At 38.4% G+C, this 13,416-nt stretch carries 14 protein-coding genes; 7 read left to right on the top strand and 7 right to left on the bottom strand.

From position 1 onward, the window contains the following. Positions 1-134 precede the first annotated feature (134 nt). The 4 genes from rubA (at position 135) to oxyR (ending at position 3,502) form a co-directional block, all read left to right on the top strand. Positions 135-299, top strand: a complete 165-nt coding sequence (gene rubA / locus O1449_RS04910; RefSeq protein ID WP_004663059.1) for a rubredoxin RubA — start codon at positions 135-137, stop codon at positions 297-299. Between the two features lie 83 nt (positions 300-382). Then, positions 383-1,564 carry a rubredoxin reductase RubB gene (gene rubB, locus O1449_RS04905; protein ID WP_269239331.1) on the top strand — a complete coding sequence of 394 codons (1,182 nt, stop codon included), beginning with the start codon at positions 383-385 and terminating at the stop codon, positions 1,562-1,564. A gap of 81 nt (positions 1,565-1,645) precedes the next feature. Next, on the top strand, positions 1,646-2,590 hold the full coding sequence (gene estB, locus O1449_RS04900) for an esterase EstB (RefSeq protein ID WP_046739706.1): 945 nt from the start codon (positions 1,646-1,648) through the stop codon (positions 2,588-2,590). 6 nt (positions 2,591-2,596) lie between these two features. Continuing rightward, positions 2,597-3,502 carry a LysR family transcriptional regulator OxyR gene (gene oxyR, locus O1449_RS04895; RefSeq protein WP_269239330.1) on the top strand — a complete coding sequence of 302 codons (906 nt, stop codon included), beginning with the start codon at positions 2,597-2,599 and terminating at the stop codon, positions 3,500-3,502. 59 nt (positions 3,503-3,561) lie between these two features. Here oxyR and dusB read toward each other — a convergent pair whose 3' ends face one another. Continuing rightward, positions 3,562-4,587, bottom strand: a complete 1,026-nt coding sequence (dusB, locus tag O1449_RS04890; RefSeq protein ID WP_269228344.1) for a tRNA dihydrouridine synthase DusB — start codon at positions 4,585-4,587, stop codon at positions 3,562-3,564. Positions 4,588-4,670: 83 nt separating this feature from the next. Here dusB and O1449_RS04885 point away from each other — a divergent pair, with 83 nt between their 5' ends. After that, on the top strand, positions 4,671-5,879 hold the full coding sequence (locus O1449_RS04885; protein ID WP_269239329.1) for a DUF1615 domain-containing protein: 1,209 nt from the start codon (positions 4,671-4,673) through the stop codon (positions 5,877-5,879). Then, on the top strand, positions 5,846-6,520 hold the full coding sequence (locus O1449_RS04880) for an HAD-IB family hydrolase (RefSeq protein ID WP_269239328.1): 675 nt from the start codon (positions 5,846-5,848) through the stop codon (positions 6,518-6,520). The genes O1449_RS04885 and O1449_RS04880 overlap by 34 nt, the downstream gene beginning before the upstream one ends. Before the next feature lie 37 nt (positions 6,521-6,557). On the opposite strand, the gene proB is transcribed toward O1449_RS04880, so the two are convergent. The 6 genes from proB to O1449_RS04850 all read right to left on the bottom strand — a co-directional run bounded on the left by proB (position 6,558) and on the right by O1449_RS04850 (position 12,745). Continuing rightward, a complete protein-coding gene (gene proB / locus O1449_RS04875) occupies positions 6,558-7,691 on the bottom strand; it encodes a glutamate 5-kinase (protein WP_004663068.1) in 1,134 nt (377 codons plus the stop codon). Positions 7,692-7,706: 15 nt separating this feature from the next. Beyond that, positions 7,707-8,927, bottom strand: coding sequence for an Obg family GTPase CgtA (cgtA, locus tag O1449_RS04870; protein WP_269228347.1), 1,221 nt, complete (start codon positions 8,925-8,927; stop codon positions 7,707-7,709). A gap of 215 nt (positions 8,928-9,142) precedes the next feature. Further along, positions 9,143-9,823 carry a hypothetical protein gene (locus tag O1449_RS04865; RefSeq protein WP_269228348.1) on the bottom strand — a complete coding sequence of 227 codons (681 nt, stop codon included), beginning with the start codon at positions 9,821-9,823 and terminating at the stop codon, positions 9,143-9,145. Beyond that, positions 9,823-10,563, bottom strand: coding sequence for an MFS transporter (locus O1449_RS04860; protein WP_269239669.1), 741 nt, complete (start codon positions 10,561-10,563; stop codon positions 9,823-9,825). Before O1449_RS04860 ends, O1449_RS04865 begins: the two co-directional genes overlap by 1 nt. Positions 10,564-10,694: 131 nt before the next feature. Then, the gene (locus tag O1449_RS04855) at positions 10,695-11,162 is read right to left on the bottom strand and encodes a hypothetical protein (protein WP_269239327.1); all 468 of its coding nucleotides are present in this window, start codon (positions 11,160-11,162) and stop codon (positions 10,695-10,697) included. A gap of 125 nt (positions 11,163-11,287) precedes the next feature. Continuing rightward, a complete protein-coding gene (locus tag O1449_RS04850) occupies positions 11,288-12,745 on the bottom strand; it encodes a glyceraldehyde-3-phosphate dehydrogenase (protein ID WP_269228350.1) in 1,458 nt (485 codons plus the stop codon). Positions 12,746-13,226: 481 nt separating this feature from the next. On the opposite strand from O1449_RS04850, the gene O1449_RS04845 reads away from it, so the two are divergent. After that, positions 13,227-13,409, top strand: a complete 183-nt coding sequence (locus tag O1449_RS04845) for a hypothetical protein (protein WP_269239326.1) — start codon at positions 13,227-13,229, stop codon at positions 13,407-13,409. Positions 13,410-13,416 lie beyond the last annotated feature (7 nt).

Genomic DNA, 13,416 nt, shown 5'->3' with positions numbered 1-13,416 from the left:
ACTTAAATGGCGTTCTGCGTAAAAATCTAACTCCTGATCAACAAAAGTTTGTTGTATTGCAGCGATCGTAGCGACATTATGGAATAGTTTTACTGAAAGGCAATTTGAGCATACCTATCAGTTTGGAGAGTCACATGAAAAAATATCAATGTATCGTTTGTGGGTGGATTTACGACGAAGCAGATGGTTGGCCACAAGACGGCATTGCAGCAGGTACCAAATGGGAAGATATCCCTGATGATTGGACTTGCCCAGATTGCGGCGTTTCAAAAGCTGATTTTGAAATGATTGAAATCTAAATAGATCTAAAAGACCGTGATCATGATCATGGTCTTTTTTTTCCTATCGTTTGTTTTTATTGAAAGAAATACTGGAGAATATAATGCATCCTATCGTCATCATCGGATCGGGCATGGCAGGCTATACTGTTGCACGTGAGTTTCGCAAACTAAGCCCAGAACAAGAACTCGTTATGATCTGCGCAGATGATGCGGTAAATTATGCAAAACCAACATTATCTAATGCCTTTGCAGGGAATAAAGCACCTGAACAAATTGCTCTAGGTGATGCAGCTAAAATGGCAACGCAACTGAATATGCGTATTGAAGCTGAAACCTTGGTGAAAGAAATTAATGCTGAACAACATGAAATCACTTTAGAAAAAAATGGTGAAATTTTCACTCAACCCTATTCAAAACTGATCCTTGCAGTGGGTGCAAATCCAATTCGTTTAGCCATTGCTGGTGATGGTAGTGATGATATTCATGTCGTGAACTCCTTGATCGACTATCGTACATTCCGTGAAAATTTAGCAAAGCGTAAAGATAAACGTGTTGTGATTCTAGGTGCGGGTTTAATTGGCTGCGAATTTGCCAATGATTTACTTCATAGCAACTATGATGTCACTGTGATTGATCTTGCACCACAACCACTTGGTCGCTTGCTACCAAATCACGTTGCTGAAGCATTTAAAACAAACTTAGAACAAGCGGGTATTAAATTCGCATTGTCGACCACTGTTGAAAAAGTAACAAAAATCAATGATGGTGAAGATTACGAAGTGACTTTGGCAACAGGTCAGACTTTAATCGCAGATATCGTTCTTTCAGCGATTGGTTTACAGCCAAATATATCTTTAGCAAAAGCTGCAGACATCCAAACAAGTCGCGGTATTATTACCAATACCTTACTTGAGACTAATCAAGCAGATATTTACGCTGTTGGAGACTGTGCAGAAGTGAATGGAACATTACTGCCATATGTTATGCCAATCATGCAGCAAGCACGTGCATTAGCAAAAACACTGAGCGGGCAAAGTACTGCTGTACACTACCCTGCAATGCCAGTTGCGGTAAAAACACCCGCTGCACCATTAACTGTATTACCAGCACCAATTGGTGTGGATGTGAGTTGGGAAACTGAAGAGTTTGAAGATGGTATGCTTGCTAGAGCAGCAGATGATGAAGGCACATTAAGAGGTTTTGTGCTTTTAGGTGCAACCGCAAGCAAACAACGTTTAACTTTAACCAAACTTGTTCCAGACTTGATTCCAGCACAAGTTTAAGGTTTAAATTAGAGTCTGTAGAGAAAGGAATTTCTAGCAGACTCTAATTCTATAAAAAGAATTCAATTCGGAATGAATGCCATGAACAGTGCTTTACAATTTAATGTGTCACCTTATGCTCCATTTATGCAAGAAACCAAAGTCACTTTAGGCAATGGTATTGAACTGCATGTTGAAATGGGCGGCAATCCAGAACACCCAACAATTCTATTGATTATGGGTTTAGGTGCTCAAATGCTGTTTTGGCCTGATTTCTTTTGTAAATCATTGATTGATCAAGGCTTTCGTGTTATCCGTTTCGATAATCGAGATATTGGTTTATCTTCAAAAATTCGTGAAAAACGAAAACGCCTCAATACTATGAAACTCATGAGTCGCTTCATCGTCGGGCTTGGTAACGAAGGTGCACCCTATACTCTATATGATATGGCTGATGATGTTTCGATGTTAATCGACCAATTGGGGCTTGAAAAAACATATCTCATAGGCGCTTCAATGGGTGGCATGATCTCTCAAATCGTGGCAGCGAAATATCCAGAAAAAGTTGAGAAAGTAGGATTATTATTTACCAGTAATAATCAACCCTTCCTACCACCACCGTTTCCAAAACAACTTTTCAGTTTATTAGGTAAACCTGAGGCACATGACGAAGATGCGATTGTGAATCATAGTTTGAAAGTATTTCATATTATTGGATCACCAGGTTATGTGAATCAAGTTGAAGCAATTCAAACCATTCGTAAACTATATCGCCGTAGTTTTTACCCAGCGGGTGTACTTCAACAGTTTTTAGCAATATTATGTACAGGTTCTTTGTTACCATTGAACAAAAATATTACTCAACCGACTTTGGTTGTACATGGTTCAAAAGATCGTTTATTACCACCAAGTCACGGGAAAGCTGTTGCAAAGGCGATTTCTGGTGCTAAATTTGAATTAATTCAAGGAATGGGGCATGATATTCCTGCTCACTTCATTCCACAACTTAGCGGTTTGTTTGCTCATCACTTTAGATCATCACACTAGGACTCTATGGCTGCATTACCCTCATTAAGACAGCTATCGTATTTAGTTACGTTGTCAGAAACTTTACATTTTACTGAAGCTGCGCGCCGTTCATTTGTCACTCAGTCTACTTTGTCGGGTGGTATCATGGAACTAGAGCGCCTCTTAGGTGGCGTCCTAGTTGAGCGTGATCGTCAAAACGTTCGTTTAACCCCTTTAGGTGAACAAGTCGTTGCACGTGCACGAGTATTACTTGCCGATGCACAAGATTTAATGCGCCTAAGCAGAGAAATGAGTGAACCATTAACAGGTGATTTACATCTCGGTATTATTCCTACGATTGCACCATTTATTTTGACTCAACTACTTGATGAAGTGCATCGACAACTGCCGAAGATTCAGCTTCATTTACATGAAGCTCAAAGTGAGAAAATCGTAGAAAAGCTAGAACATGGCAATTTAGATATGATTGTGCTTGCGCTCCCTTTCGATACGCGTGGGTTAAAAGTTGCTGAAGTCACAAAAGAAAACTTATTCGTTGTCTACAATAAAAATGACAGCAATACCGCAAATGCAAACTCGTTGGATGACTTAGATTTATCTCGTCTGATGCTACTCGAAGAAGGTCATTGTTTACGAGATCACACCTTAAGTGCCTGCCCTGTGGGTGAGCGCAAAAATGATCATCGTTTGAAGGCAAGCTCACTTCCAACTTTAGTGGAAATGGTGTCGTCAGATCTTGGCTTTACACTGCTACCTGAAATTGCCTTGAAAAACAGCATGATTCATTTCAATGAAGAGATTGCAGTAAAATCAATTGAAGATGCCCCGAGTCGCACATTGGCTTTAGTCACTCGTAAAAGCACTCCTCTACAAAGTGAATTTGATGTGATCTTTCAAATTCTGCAAAAAATCACTGCACATTTGGAATAATTAAAAGCCTGTAATGAAACCCATTATTACAGGCTTTTAAACGAATAAAAATCACATCACTATTTAATGTCTAGTAAATTAACTTGTTCAACTTGCACATCACTCATACGCTGCCCTAGATCAAGCAATTGATCAAAATATGCCTCTACAACTTTTGCCTGATCAGCAGTATTTTCCACTTTATACATATTTTGGCGAAATTCATTACTCGAACGTAAACCTTTGGTGTACCAAGCAATATGCTTGCGTGCAATACGACAACCTGAGTATTCACCATAGAATTGATAAAGTTCAGCCAAATGTCCTAACAGCACAGTTTTCACTTCAGCAATATCAGGCGCTGCCAAGTGTTCACCTGTTTTTAAGTAATGTGCTATTTCTCTAAAGATCCAAGGTCGTCCCTGTGCTGCACGCCCAATCATAATCGCGTCTGCACCTGTATAATCTAAAACATATTTGGCTTTCTCAGGGCTATCAATATCACCATTGGCAATCAATGGAATATCAATCAATTCTTTGACCTGTTTGATCAGCTCATACCGTGCTGTATTCAAATACATATCTTCACGCGTACGACCATGTAAGGCTAAAGCTGCAATTCCTGATTCTTCAGCACGTTTTGCCACACGCAAAATATTTTCATGTCCATTTAAAAAACCCAATCGAGTTTTTAAAGTCACAGGCACATCAACCGCAGCCACCACGGTATCTAAAATACGAGCAACCAAGTCCTCATCTTGTAACAAAGCGGAGCCTGCAAGTTTATTACAGACTTTTTTGGCTGGGCAACCCATATTAATATCAACAATTTGCGCGCCGTTAGCGACTTGATAACGAGCAGCTTCCGCGAGTTGCTCTGGGTCAGAACCCGCGATTTGTGCTGAAATTGGCGCAAGTTCGCCATCAAAATTTGCCCGATATAAACTTTTCTTACTCATACGCAGGGTTTTATCAGCCGTCATCATTTCACTGACGGCATGACCTGCACCAAAGTATTTACACAGTGTCCTAAAGGGTCTATCCGTTACACCTGCCATAGGCGCAACAATCAAATTATTTGACAGTTGATATGAACCAATATACATATATATTCTTACAAATTCTGAGCAACATAGTATACTTCATTCGCCCATTTGACTCATCTTTATTATGTGGTGTTGTTCTGATTATGAATAAATCATTCCCTACTCGTCCTTTATTAAAAATTGTTAGCATCATTACTGCATGTCTCAGTTTATCAGCTTGTGGAGATAAAGCATGGTGGTCTAATGGTAAAGAACCAGAAATGGAAGCAGAACAGATTAAAAAGGTCATTCCTCCCCGTGTAAACGATCGTCAATCGTGGGCAAAAGATATCTTTGATATCATGCAACAACTCGATATTCCTAAAACAAAGCAGAATGTGTGCAGTATTGTTGCAGTTGTTGATCAGGAATCAAATTTTGTTGCTGACCCTGCCGTACCTGGACTTGGGGAAAAAGCAGTACAAGAGATTAATACCCGATTCAAAGAAAAATTTGAAGCAAAGTTGGGCGAAACGATAGGTGGAACAGTCGCAGGCTATTTTGAGGATGTACTCAAGAATCAACCGTCTCCTGAAAATAATTACATGAGTCAAATGCGTAAAGTCAGAACGGAACGTGAGCTGGATTTGCTCTACCGTGAGATTTTCGACTACATGTCAAAACATTATCATGTCAGTGCATTAACGGGTGCAGCGAAACTCGTTGGACAAGATATCGGGGAAAAAATGAATCCAATTACAACATTGGGTTCAATGCAAGTTCATATTAATTACGCCAAAGAACATAAACGCCAAAGTGGTAGCATTGCTGAGCTACGCAATGATCTGTATACCCAATATGGTGGATTATATTATGGTATTCATCGCTTAATGGAATATCCTGCTGATTATGACAAAGCAATCTATCGCTTTGCAGACTACAATTCTGGTGTTTACTCAAGTCGAAATGCAGCGTTTCAAAGCATGTTAAATGCGCTCACCAAGACTGAAATCAGTCTCGATGGTGATCTATTACTTTACAATAAAGATGGCGATGTGAAATCAACTCAAAGCCAAAGTGAAAAAGAGCTCATCGCTGTTTTTGCTCAAAATAATATTTTAGTGACACCACGCCAAATTCGTGATGATTTGAAAAAAGAGAAAGAGAAAAAATTTGAAGATACTCAAACTTATTTAGCTGTACAAAAGCTATATCAAAATAAAACCAAAAAAGAACCAATTTATGCAACCATGCCACAAGTCGTTATTTCAGGACCAAAACTGAGTCGTGATTACAATACAAACTGGTTTGCAAGCCGTGTAAATGGACGATATGAGACATGCATGCAAAGAGCCAAACGCATAAAACTATAAATCTTGCTTTATTTGACTTTGATGGCACGCTCTATCCTAAAGATAGTTTTACAGGGTTTATTTTCTTTACCCTATCAAAGCGTCACATTGTAAAAAAAGGCTTAACCATATTACCTTGGATTCAAGCCTATTATTTACGCTTATATCCTGCACATGCGATGAGACCTCGATTATTTCAAACGATGTTTGAAGGTATCTCCGCCACATTTGTAGAAAATTTGGTTGATGAATATGCGCAAAAATTAATAAAACAATTAGATCCAACTTTACTAAAACAGCTTTATCTCCATCAACAGCGTGGTGATCATATTGTTCTTGTTTCTGCATCAGTCGATTTATATTTAGCACCAATCTGTGAATTGCTTAATATTGAGTTGATTTGCACCCAAACAGAAATTAAGAATGGTACTTTAACGGGTCGTTATCGCTCTCAAGATTGTAGCCGTGAACAGAAAAAATTACGGATTTTGCAACAATACAATTTAGAGGACTATCAATATATCTATGCTTATGGAAATAGCGAAGAAGATCTGGATATGTTGTCATTGGCTGACCACCCGTACATGATGGGAGAAAATAAATCACTTCCAGAATTAAAATTTGATGCCCTAAGAGTTAGTCCTAATATAGAACGAACGTAAAAAAGCTCGCCTAAGCGAGCTTTTTTTATATTTGTATTTAGTAAATTGCCATGTGGTCTCGATGAATCATTTCTAAAGAACGTGCCTCACCTAAAACTTGGTAGACTTTCTCAGAAGGTAAACCCTTCACCATTTCTGCTGAACGAGAACTAAAATTCACACGACCAACAGCAATACGAGCACCATTCTTATCAACACATTCAACGACATCACCGCGATCAAAATGACCTTCAATGGCTTTCACACCAACAGGCAATAAACTACGATGCTTCAGTTTAATTGCTTCAACAGCACCATCATCTATCACTAAACGACCTGCTGTTTGCAAATGAGCTGCAAGCCATTGTTGATGAGCGGTCACACGGTCATTATCAGTTGTAAATAATGTTCCAAGCATCTCACCCGCCATTAAACGAGCCAACACATGGTCACTTTCACCACTAGCAATTAAAGTAGGACAACCAGACTTCGCCGCAAGACGTGCTGCACGAACTTTAGTCACCATGCCACCGCGACCTAAAACACCACCACCACCCGCCATTTCAAATAAAGTATCGTCTAATGCACGAACTGAAGAAAATAACTTGGCATTTGGATTACTACGCGGATCAGAATCGAACATACCTTGTTGATCCGTTAAAATGATCAACAATTCTGCTTGTACTTGACCCGCTACCATTGCAGCTAAAGTGTCATTATCACCAAAACGAATCTCATCGGTAGATACTGTATCATTTTCATTAATAACAGGAATCACACGCCAATCGATCAAGTTCTGCAAAGCATCACAAGAGTTGAGGTAACGACGGCGATCGGCAAGATCGTCATGCGTGAGTAAGACTTGTGCTGTTTGAATCCCATGTTGATCCAATACGCTTGACCACGTATGGATTAAACCCATTTGGCCAATAGCAGCACAAGCTTGCAAACTGGGTAAATCAGTGGGTCGACTCGCAAGTTTCATGCGTACCATCCCTTCTGCAACTGCACCTGAAGACACCAGAATAATCTCATGTCCAGCATTGTGTAGATCTGCAATTTGTTTCGCCCAATGCGAAATTGCATTTAAATCTAAACCTTGCCCATTTGCAGTCAGTAAAGATGATCCGATTTTAACAACGATTCGTTTACACGCATTGAGCTGACGTTGCCCATCGACCACTTCTATCATTTTTTCCTCGGTTCACTAATCACGAACGTAAATGCTTTCTACGCCGCCTTCATCCTCATCGTCATCAAAATCATCTTCATCGTCTTCTAAGCCAGCTTCACGCTGAGCCTTACGCATAGCACGATAAGCTTCTTTTGCTGCGATGGTTTGTTCACGTGTCTCAGCCTCAAGCTGCTCACGGAATGCTTTCATTTCTGCTGCATATTCAGGATCTTCAACTTCACGCTCACGCTGTTGCTCGATCTGATCCATCAAGTAATAAACAACTTCTTTCGTCCCTTCTGACATCAAACCAGAAGTTTTAAATACAGGACCTTTCCATTGCAATTCATCAAGAATATGCTGACACCACTCTTCTCTTGATTCTTCAGGAAGTTGGTCAAGTTTGTTCAAGACAAGAACCACAGGGAGCTTTGCCAAAGTTGGCGAGAATTTCACCAACTCACCCAAAATTGCTTTGGCGTTATGTGCTGGATCTGAACCATCAATCGGTTGAACATCAACAATATGCAACAGGATACGAGTACGTGCCAAATGCTTAAGGAAACGAATCCCAAGACCCGCACCTTCTGCTGCACCTTCAATCAGACCTGGAATATCAGCCATGACGAAGGAACGATGACGGTCTGCATCAACCACACCAAGGTTAGGAATCATAGTGGTAAATGGATAATCCGCAACTTTTGGTTTTGCCGCACTGACTGCACGAATAAACGTTGATTTACCTGCATTTGGCATACCCAACAAACCAACATCTGCAAGTACTTTCAACTCTAAACGTACTTCGCGGTATTCACCTTTGATACCATGCGTGCATTTACGTGGTGAACGGTTGGTTGAAGATTTAAAGTGTGTGTTACCTAAACCACCATCACCACCATTGGCAACTTTGACACGTTGACCATCGGCAACTAAGTCACCAATAATGTCACCTGATTCAGTATCGACAATGGTTGTACCCACAGGTACTTTTAAAATAACGTCTTCACCACCACGGCCTGAGCAGTTCGCACCACGACCATTTTTACCACGTTCAGCACGGAATCGACGCGTATAACGATAATCTACGAGCGTACCTGTGTCATCATCGGCTTGAATATAAACACTTCCGCCACGTCCCCCATCTCCACCATCTGGGCCACCAAAAGGGACAAATTTTTCACGGCGAAAACTGGCTACGCCATTGCCACCGTCGCCAGCCTCTACGGTTATGACTGCTTCATCAACAAAGCGCATGTGCCAATCCTCTAAATTCTTAAAAGCGGACTATTTTGCCACATTTTAATAAATTTCTCGAATAGATTTACTCAGCTCTGCATGAATTTTATTAAACAACAAATGAATTCTGTGCAAATGTTGAAGAAATTTAGTATTTTGTAAATATTACACCTCGTAATATGAAATTTAGAATTTAACCAATCACTCAAGATATAGTTCAAATATCTCAAAAATTAAGGATGCACATTCTTTAATGGCAAATCCATTTGCATATCTAAATTTGCTTTGGTCTGTTGAACCGAATTAAACATAAGCGCATTAAAAGATGAAATATTGCTCATATTAATTGCATCATTCATATAAAAATTCGTTTTAAACTCATGTTTAATCGGCAAATTTACGGATTCATCAAATGCAAAGTGAACAGGTCCATTAAATACTATTTTTACAGGAATGGTATAACTACGTTTAAGTTGAAAGGGAATATCCAATTTCACAGGCACATCTAGATTTAGGGGAAATTTTGGCAATAATTTGCTCTGATAAATTAAATCCGTCGTGGTCTGAACAGGCATCACTTCATCAACTTTTAACATCGTTTCATAATTGATGTTCACGGTAATCGGTGTTTCTACTTCAAAACTTAAGTCAGCCAAATATTTACCTTTTAAAGGCAGTTGTAAATTTCGATCAATAGCAACAGCAGTTTTTAACATCCCTTCGGATCGGACACGTAAATGTTCACCGACTTGAATTTTAGTGGCAAGCGATGCTGGCAAACGAATATCAGTTTGCTGAGCAGAAACAATCAGCGATGCTTGGATATTAAGATAAAACCAAAACAAGATTGCAACCAAAGTCGTGAGTATGACAAAGCTAATCAATACACTTTTAATAGATTTCATCATCAGCATCATTCACCTTTAATAGGTTGCTGTGTATTATGTACTCCTACATGCTGGTCTTCAATCCGATTTAAACGCATTGATGATAAAGGAATTTTCAGCTCTCCCTTCGCGATTTTTACTGGCAACGTATTTTTTACATCTACAGAAGCATTAAGTTCCGATGTAATCGGGACATTTAATTTTCCTTGAATTGGAATATTGGCATTTAGCTGAGCTTTCAAAGGAATATTTAAGTTTTCTTTCAAAACAGTGCGAACAGGTGCATCGAATTTTAAATGTACTTTCTGTTGTAATGGTACTTGAATATCAATTGGAACATCTAAATTTAAAGGAATTGAACCCTTTAACGGTAAAGTGACATCCTGACCCAAAATCTTGACTTGAACCTTGGTATCAATCGGTAAACTTTGATTTACTTTAATGGTTTCTTTTACAGGAATAGTCGTACTAATTGGAACTAAGCTATCGAAATAAACTCGGGGGGTGAGTGTTTGAGTTAAAGGAACATTGAGTTGCTCATCAATTGGAATTTTTGCATCAACGCGCCCATTTACATCGACATTTAAAGCATCTTTAACCTTTACGCTTACTTGTAGGGGTTCCTGTAAATCAATTGCGACATCTTGATTTTTCAATGGAATATAAATATTAAAATGTTTAAATACCCACATGGCAATATATACACCACATAAGTTTGCGACAACAATAAGAGCAAAAACTGCAAATAAACGCTTCAACTGCAACAATGACATATCCCTATCGAACTATTATCCTATGCAGTTATTTTCATTCATTTATGTATGTTGTTCAGCCCTTATTTTGTACGATTAAGATTAATAAGGAATATTAGTGTTTTAAATATTCCCACAGACGGTATCTAGTTTTTTTGATCTGTCCAAGAGCAATATACAGATGTCATATTCCCCTCTTTGGTAATGTCTAAACTTGCATCTGCTTTAGTTTGCTTACGCTTAAATTGAATTTTACTAAAATTCTGCTTCGCTTTTGCGGTTGAAAGATCGAAATATAAAGCTTGATTCATTTGTTTAGCTAGATTCCCATACGAGAACTCTATCTTAGTAACGGGTACACCCCGATATTCCACATTTTTCAATATAAAAACATTACTAACAAAGGCAGGTTCTTCTTCCAGTTCATGACTGACCACATAGGCTTGCAGTTTTTTAGAAATATCAGGAAATTTATATAAGTCATAATCAGGACGCACTGCACAATCTTTTTCATAACGATCTTGTAAAACTGGCGTTAAATCAAAAGTTTGAGGATTTGCCTGTACATGCATGGCAAAGCTTATTGCTAAAATAGTAAATATATATTTTTTCATTATGAAGCACATTTATTTGTTAGAAACATAATTAAACATACGGTAAATTAAAATACAATATTTTAGATATACCTAAGCATAAAAAAAGGAGCTTTAAATCAGCTCCTTTTTTCGACTTTCACAAATTATGCATTTGTTTCAGCTGGAATTTTTGTATAGCTTACGCCACACATTTGTTCAGCGATACGCAATACTTGGCAGCTATAACCCACTTCGTTATCGTACCAAACATATGCTGTTAAACGTGTACCAGAAGTGATTGTTGCTTGCGCATCAAACACACCTGCAGTGCGTGAACCAATAAAGTCACTTGATACAACTTCAGTCGAGTTTGTATAACCAATTTGACCTTGTAGGCTAGAATTAATCGAGATTTGACGAATGTATTCATTCACTTCTTCACGATCAACTTCTTTCTCTAAATTTAAGTTCAAGATCGCAAGTGAAACGTTTGGTGTAGGAACACGTACAGAGTTACCTGTTAACTTACCTTTAAGACCTGGTAATGCTTTCGCAACCGCTTTTGCAGCACCAGTTTCAGTGATAACCATGTTCAATGTCGCAGCACGACCACGGCGATCAGCTTTGTGATAGTTATCAATTAAGTTTTGGTCGTTTGTGAATGAGTGAACTGTTTCAACATGACCATTTAATACTTTGTATTTGTCGTCTAAAACTTTTAATACAGGTGTAATTGCGTTTGTAGTACAGCTTGCAGCAGAGATGATTTTGTCTTCATCTAGGATATCTGTATTGTTTACGCCGTATACAACGTTCTTCATCTCGCCTTTACTTGGTGCAGTCAAGACTACACGTGCAATACCTGCACATTTCAAGTGTTGGCTTAAACCTTCAGCATCACGCCATTTACCTGTATTGTCGATAAGAAGCGCATTTTCAATACCGTAAGCTGTGTAATCCACTTCGCTTGGGCTTGAAGCATAGATCACTTTAATGAATTGACCATTTGCAATGATTGCTTCATTTTCTTCATCAACAGAAATCGTACCGTCAAAAGTACCGTGGATAGAGTCACGGCGTAATAATGAAGCACGTTTCGCCAAGTCACCGTCAGATGATTTACGAACTACAATCGCTTTAAGGCTTAAACCACGACCTAAACCAGATTGGCTGATGATTAAGCGCGCTAAGATACGACCGATACGACCAAAACCGTAAAGAACGACATCTTTAGGCTGTTCTGCTTTAGCTTTACCTTCAATTGATTCAACCGCTTTTGCAACAAAAGCGTCTACATCACCACCTTGGTTTTTATATTCAACAGCAAGTTTACCGATGTCTACTTCAGCAGAACCAATGTTTTCAATTTTCATTAATGCTTCCAAAATTGGGAAGGTATGAACAACTGAAAGTTCTACATCAAGCATACGTGTACGGCGATGTGATTTTAAAATTTGAATCACTGAACGGTTTATTAAAGAACGACCGTAAACAGAAACAACAATATTTTTCTCACGGTATAATTGACCAATCAAAGCAATCATGCGTTCCGCGATTTCTTCACGGTTTTTCCAACGACCTTGATGTTCTGCGTGTAGGGCAACGATAGTGTCTTTGCTCACAGTTACGTCCTCAAATTTAATATCTATACTGGGCGTGAATTTTTAAAACGCCATAATTGTAATGGAATTATCATCAAGATTGAATCAAAAGCTGTTAATTGAGCTAAGATTTTGTCCTAATTGACTATAAATTCATAAAATACCTATAATTATTTTTGTGATTTTAGGTAAACCCTTTTGCAATCATCTAAATACATACTGTTTGTTTAACTTTAATAACAGTTTTACTGATAACTTAACGCTATCGTTGTTTGCTTCAAACAGTATGCTAAAAATAAGCAAAAACGGAAGTAATACATGACAAATCATTTAACGAGAAAAATCGTATAAACTAATGTAAGAACATGAAATAAAAAGAATAAAGTATTTATAATAATCTCTAATTACCTACAACACATAAACAGCTAAAATGAATTTTAAATTATGGTTATTACTCATCAGCATCCCCCTTGCTTGCGAAGTATCGATGGGTTTTATTGGCATGATCGGACTAGTTCTGACAAATATCGTCTATTTCCCTATTTCTTGGCTTGGAGAACCATTCTTCAATTGTAATGGTGAAGTTGGTTGCCTACCTAAAGAATATGGTCGTATCTTAATGTTTTTACTCATAAACTTAAGCTATTATTTATATTCAAAATTAAAGCAAGAAAAACCAGTTTAACTGGTTT

It is taken from the genome of Acinetobacter sp. TR3, assembly GCF_027105055.1.
Classification (GTDB): Bacteria; Pseudomonadota; Gammaproteobacteria; order Pseudomonadales; family Moraxellaceae; genus Acinetobacter.
This window is presented reverse-complemented; position numbering and strand designations above follow the sequence as displayed.

What these genes read in the sequence shown, in the direction of transcription:
- rubA (WP_004663059.1), top strand. Translation starts at nt 135, where the DNA reads ATGAAAAAATATCAATGTATCGTTTGTGGGTGGATTTACGACGAAGCA.
- rubB (WP_269239331.1), top strand. Translation starts at nt 383, where the DNA reads ATGCATCCTATCGTCATCATCGGATCGGGCATGGCAGGCTATACTGTT.
- estB (WP_046739706.1), top strand. Translation starts at nt 1,646, where the DNA reads ATGAACAGTGCTTTACAATTTAATGTGTCACCTTATGCTCCATTTATG.
- oxyR (WP_269239330.1), top strand. Translation starts at nt 2,597, where the DNA reads ATGGCTGCATTACCCTCATTAAGACAGCTATCGTATTTAGTTACGTTG.
- dusB (WP_269228344.1), bottom strand. Translation starts at nt 4,587, where the DNA reads ATGTATATTGGTTCATATCAACTGTCAAATAATTTGATTGTTGCGCCT.
- O1449_RS04885 (WP_269239329.1), top strand. Translation starts at nt 4,671, where the DNA reads ATGAATAAATCATTCCCTACTCGTCCTTTATTAAAAATTGTTAGCATC.
- O1449_RS04880 (WP_269239328.1), top strand. Translation starts at nt 5,846, where the DNA reads ATGCATGCAAAGAGCCAAACGCATAAAACTATAAATCTTGCTTTATTT.
- proB (WP_004663068.1), bottom strand. Translation starts at nt 7,691, where the DNA reads ATGATAGAAGTGGTCGATGGGCAACGTCAGCTCAATGCGTGTAAACGA.
- cgtA (WP_269228347.1), bottom strand. Translation starts at nt 8,927, where the DNA reads ATGCGCTTTGTTGATGAAGCAGTCATAACCGTAGAGGCTGGCGACGGT.
- O1449_RS04865 (WP_269228348.1), bottom strand. Translation starts at nt 9,823, where the DNA reads ATGCTGATGATGAAATCTATTAAAAGTGTATTGATTAGCTTTGTCATA.
- O1449_RS04855 (WP_269239327.1), bottom strand. Translation starts at nt 11,162, where the DNA reads ATGAAAAAATATATATTTACTATTTTAGCAATAAGCTTTGCCATGCAT.
- O1449_RS04845 (WP_269239326.1), top strand. Translation starts at nt 13,227, where the DNA reads ATGATCGGACTAGTTCTGACAAATATCGTCTATTTCCCTATTTCTTGG.